Annotated in this window: 3 protein-coding genes; all 3 read left to right on the top strand. The window is 64.9% G+C overall.

What is annotated here, in order from left to right:
* Nucleotides 1–3,373 (top strand): bifunctional RecB family nuclease/DEAD/DEAH box helicase (locus tag BP858_RS08570; RefSeq protein ID WP_286879295.1); only part of this gene is annotated, 3,373 nt, incomplete at its 5' end.
* Between the two features lie 57 nt (nucleotides 3,374–3,430).
* The gene (locus BP858_RS08565) at nucleotides 3,431–4,687 is read left to right on the top strand and encodes an MBL fold metallo-hydrolase (RefSeq protein WP_074175166.1); all 1,257 of its coding nucleotides are present in this window, start codon (nucleotides 3,431–3,433) and stop codon (nucleotides 4,685–4,687) included.
* 2 nt (nucleotides 4,688–4,689) lie between these two features.
* Nucleotides 4,690–4,929 (top strand): DUF3006 domain-containing protein, encoded by a 240-nt coding sequence (locus BP858_RS08560; protein ID WP_062262345.1) that lies wholly within the window; start codon nucleotides 4,690–4,692, stop codon nucleotides 4,927–4,929.
* Nucleotides 4,930–5,194: the final 265 nt, after the last annotated feature.

The following is a 5,194-nucleotide window of genomic DNA, read 5'->3' as shown; positions in this document are numbered from 1 at the left end:
GGTCATCGACATCAAGGCGAGCGAGGACCTCAGCGTCAGCCACCGTATCCAGGCAACCCTCTATGCCATGATCCTCGATCACGCCCTGGATCTGCTCGGGATCGACCGCCCGGTCGACATGGACCGGGCTGGGATCTGGCTCTACGGGGAGGACGAACCTGAACCCTTCGACCTGCACTTAAACATACGGGTGCTTGAGGACTTCTTCCGGCACCGTCTCCGGGGCATCCTTGCCTGCCCGCTTGAGGATGTGCCCTGGCACATAACTTCGCGGTGCGAGTCCTGTGAGTTTTACCCTCACTGCCGCGAGGAAGCGGAAACCTCCGCCTCGGTCTCGCAGATCCCGGGCCTCTCGCCCGCCGGGCGGCGTTACCTCAGGGAGGCGCCCTGGAATCCGGGACACTCCATCAACACCCTCTCCGACCTTACGAGGTTCCTCGAGATCCCGGAGAGCGACGAATACCTGAACAACTGCGGGTCGCTTGCCGGCCAGGGCGACCGCCTGCGGGCGACCGTCAGGGCGCTGCAGACCGGAGAGGTCATCCGCAACGCCGGAAGATCGCTTGCTCTCCCCATCTACGAAGATATTGGGATCGTTCTCACGCTCCAGAAAGACCCGGTCTCTGACCGGATATACGCACTGGGGCTGCGCCGGTTCAAGGGCGAAGCAGTCTATGGGACGCCTTCTCGCGAAGCCGTCTATGTCGCCGAGAACCCCGACGACTGCGCCCGGGTGCGACGCGAGTTTGTCAGGGCGCTCGCCGCCGAACTTGCGGCCGTCCACGACTACAACCAGAGCCGGGACTGGGGGAGCCGGAAATCGGTCCAGACCTATGTCTACGATACCTACGAAGAGGCCCTCTTCATCCGGCTGCTCGAGGAGGCGCTTGAAGACCCCGCGACTGCGGAGGACGCCTTACGGCTGCGGTTCTACTACCAGGACCCCGGCGTCGCCCAGGGGTCCAGCCACCCGGCAACACCGGTCCCGTTCCCGCTCATCGTTCTTACCCGGGAGATACGGCGACTGCTGGCACTCCCCGTCCCCTTCGCCCTCCGCCTGCCTGAGGTCCTGGCGACCATCCCCTCTTCCCGGTTTGCGTATCAGCTTGACCCGGGCGACCTCTTCTGGTACGAGCAGAGCAACGCGCTCAGGAGCGACGCCATCATCATGGCATGGGGCGGGAAGCGACCGGAGGCTGCAGACTGGGTCAGGCAGGAGATATCCCGGCGGCTGCTTGCGGCGGGCAGCGTCCTTGACGGCCTCCGGGAACGGGTGAAGGCCGGTCTCGTGCGGTGGCCTGAGAACTTCCGGTTCCCGCGCCCGTGGGACGCCGCTATGCCGGAGATATCGCGTCTCCTCTTCATCACGGAGTACGAGTCGACGATAGGTGCCCGGCGGGTGCAGGAACTCCGGGGCAGGCCGTGGGCATTACGGGTCCGGGACAGCATCAGTATCCCCATCCGGAAGAGCGAGGGGAACTTCTGGAAGGTGCTCGCCCCCCTTGACCTCTCACTCTTCGAGCAGTCGAAGGCGTTTGGTTACCTCCTCGTCCCTGACGGCGATGCGGGGGAGGAGGCCCAGCTGGCGTTTGACGACCTCCGCTACCGGGACAGCCCGAACCCCGGGAAGAGCGGGGTCTGCTTTGCAAGGGTCCATGATGAGATCGTCGACCGGAGCGCCGGGCAGGTCAGGGGTCTTGTCCTTGAGGTGGCCTATGGCCGGGGATTCCCGCCCTTCGCCGAGGGTGATCTTGCGGTGCTGCACCCCCGGTTCACTGATTTTACCGCGCCGCGCTATGTCGACCGCCTCCTCACCCTGGACGGGCAGCCCGGGAACGCGTTCATCAGGCTCCTCCGGGATCCGGGGGGGTTCGCCGCCCCGATTCCCGAGCCGGAGAAGGTCGTTCAGGATGCGGAAGACCTCGCCCTCGGCACCGGCGGGTTCACCCCGAGCCAGGCCCGGGCGTTCCGCCAGGTGCTGACGAACCGCTTAACCCTGGTCTGGGGGCCGCCGGGCACCGGGAAGACACACTTCCTTGCAACAGCCCTCCTCTCCCTTGTCAAAGCCAGGAGGGCGCACGGAGAGCAGATCAGGGTAGGCGTTGCGGCGTTCACCCACGCCGCCATCGAGAACCTGCTCGTCAAGGTGCAGGACTCGGTCGACGAGTTCGGCCTCACGGCAGCCCTCCCGATCTATAAACTGAGGAGTCTCCGGACACCCGGCGGCAAACGAAGTCTTGAAGTCCTGCCTCATGACCGGGCCGATACCGTCATCGGCTACCCGTCCCTCCTCCTCGGCGGGACGGTGCATAGTTTCGGCAGGCTCGATAAGGTCCTCCCGTCCCTTGATGTACTGGTCATCGACGAAGCATCGCAGATGAGGCCGGCTGAACTGGCGATGGTGATCCCGGTGCTCGCCGACGGAGGACGGCTCATCCTTGCGGGAGATGACCTGCAGCTCCCCCCGGTCATCCAGGGTGACTACCCGGTGCCGGACGACGGTCTCCCCGGGCTTGAGGACTCCATCTTTGCCTACCTCCGGCACCGTGACGATCCCGATTACTCCATCTACACCTGCCAGCTCGGGGAGAACTGGCGGATGAACCGCACCCTCTCACGGTTCGCGGCAGAGACGCTGTACGGCACCGGTTACGCTCCCGCGACCGACGTGATCGGGAGGCAGCGGGTCGTCCTTGCCCCGCCCACATCCTGTGGGTCGCCGGGAGAGGAGGAGTGTGTCGGGTGGATCCTCGACCCGGCATACCCGCTCGTGCTCTGCGTGCTCGAGAACGTCCGGACGACGGTCGAAAACTCCGTCGAGGCGGCGCTGGTCGCCCGGCTTACCCGGGCGCTCCGGGAGAGGCTCACAGACCCCGGCTCGGGGGAGCCGTACCCGGCGACAGAGGAGGGGGACTATCTCTTCTGGCGGCACGGCCTCTTCATCGTCAGCCCGCACCATGCCCAGATCGGCGCCATCCGGACCCACCTGGCCGGGGTGCGGGCCTGGGAGTACCCGCCGTTTGTGGATACGGTCGATAAGATGCAGGGGCAGGAGGCGGAGGCGGTCATCGTCAGTTATGGCGTGAGCGACGTCGAGACTGCGCTTGGAGAGGCTGAGTTCATCTACAGCAGGAACCGCCTGAACGTATCGCTGACCCGGAGCCGGGCGAAATGCATGGTCTTTCTGCCCCGGCCGCTGCTGGAGCCGCCGCTCGACCTCGTGCAGAACGAGAAGGCGGCGGCAGGGCTTCGGCATATGCTCGACCTTCAGGAGTTCTGCCGGGTCCACGGGGAAGAGAGGACGTTTGACCTCGGCTGGATGGAGGGGGCGGCAGGGGTCCGGCTCACCGTGCTCCGTGCCCGGAAGATGTAGTCTCTCGCCCGACCTCAGCGCACTTATAGCCGGGCGTATGATACCTGTAGATAGATTATGTCGTCCATACCTCTTAGATACCTGATCTTCTCCCTGGCACTCACTGCCTGCATTATAGCCGCGGGCTGTTCTGCCCCCGGCGGGCAGCCGGAGATCATCTCCGGTCTTCCCGGTGCAGACCTTGCCGTCCACTTCATCGACGTCGGGCAGGGCGACTCAATCCTGATAGAGTTCCGCGATACGACCATGCTCGTCGACGCCGGTGAGCGCGAGATGGGAGAGCGCGTCGTCGCGTATCTCCAGGATCGGCAGATCGAACGCCTTGACGTGGTGGTGGCAACCCACGCGCACTCTGATCACATCGGCGGCCTCCGCGACGTCATCTCAGCCTTCCCGGTCGGTCGGTTCGTCGATGCCGGGCAACCTCACCCCACGGCGACCTACGAGAAACTGCTCGCCCAGGTCGAGGAACTGGGGATACCGTATACGGTGGCGGAGCGAGGGCAGACGATCGCCCTTGACCCGGACCTTGAAGTCATGGTCGAAAACCCGGGCCTGCAGCCGCTTGGTGACATAAACGAGGACTCTGTCGTCCTGAAGGTGACCTACGGGGGCGTCTCCTACCTCCTTATGAGCGATGCCGGGAAGCCGGCGGAGGAGAGTATGGCAAAGGCCGGGCTCGACCTCGACGCCGACGTCCTGAAGGTCGGCCACCACGCGAGCCGGCACGCATCATCGGCTGAATTCCTGGCCGCGGTCAGCCCTGCAATCAGCGTCATCACTGTCGGCGAAGGGAACGACTACGGCCACCCCCACGATGAAGCGCTCGAACGCCTCGAGGCGACCGGCTCGCGCATCTACCGGACCGACCGTGACGGGACCGTTGTTGTCGCCACCAATGGAAGAGCGCTTGCCGTTACAACCGGCAGCGAGCCGTCCGTCACCCTGACGCCCCGGGCAGCGACCCCGACAGCGACTCCGGTGATAACTCCAACAGCGACCGTCGCCCCTTCCTCAGGCGTGTACATCGCCGACCTGGACCTCCAGGATGAAGAGGTGACCATCGCGAGCGCCGAAGCGACGGCGGTCAACCTCACTGGCTGGACAATCACCGACGAGGGGATGCGGAACACCTACACCTTCCCGGTCTTCACCCTCGTACCAGGGACCAATGTGACCCTCCACTCCGGCGCGGGCAACGATACGGCGACCGACCTCTACTGGGGCCGTGGAGTCCCTGTCTGGAACAACGATGGCGACATTGCTACGCTCTCCGACCCTGACGGCAGGGTCGCAAGCACCCTGGAGCGGTGAGGATGCAGGATGAGACGGCTTTTCGGGCCAGCCTTGACCGGGTTGAGGAGGGGCTGGCCGTTCTCCTCCTCCGCGAGGATGAGTCGGTCCGCTTCACCCTCCCCCGCGCTCTCCTCCCCCAGGGCGCCCGTGAGGGCGACATCCTTGAGGTCGTGATCCGCCGGGATGTCGCGGCGACGGAGGAGGCACGACGGCGGGTGGCGGAGCGCATCGAGCGGATGCGGGGGAAGGGGCGGGAGTAGCGGATCATTTCACGTTATCTTCTGGGTTCTGGTGCGTGGGAGTGATCGCCACCTCTCACGAAGCCGCGAAGAGCGCGAAGGGGGGCGCGACGCGGTCTTCGCAAACTTCCGCGTGAGACAACAAGTGTGGGTGGAGTATTGGATACAAAACTCTAGCGTTTCACCTTAATCTTCCACGAAGACATCCCCGGATTGACGACAGGGAGGCTCTCCTGCTCTTTTCCATTATGCCCAGGTCCGGCTTGTGCGGGGAGGGGGAGACCCC

The organism is Methanoculleus sp. UBA413 (assembly GCF_002502935.1).
Classification (GTDB): Archaea; Halobacteriota; Methanomicrobia; order Methanomicrobiales; family Methanoculleaceae; genus Methanoculleus; species Methanoculleus bourgensis.
The sequence above is the reverse complement of the archived record's forward strand: the minus strand, read 5'-3'. Positions and strand labels throughout refer to the sequence as shown.

Excerpts from the sequence above, each read along its gene's own strand:
- BP858_RS08565 (WP_074175166.1), top strand. The coding sequence starts at position 3,431 with ATGTCGTCCATACCTCTTAGATACCTGATCTTCTCCCTGGCACTCACT.
- BP858_RS08560 (WP_062262345.1), top strand. The coding sequence starts at position 4,690 with ATGCAGGATGAGACGGCTTTTCGGGCCAGCCTTGACCGGGTTGAGGAG.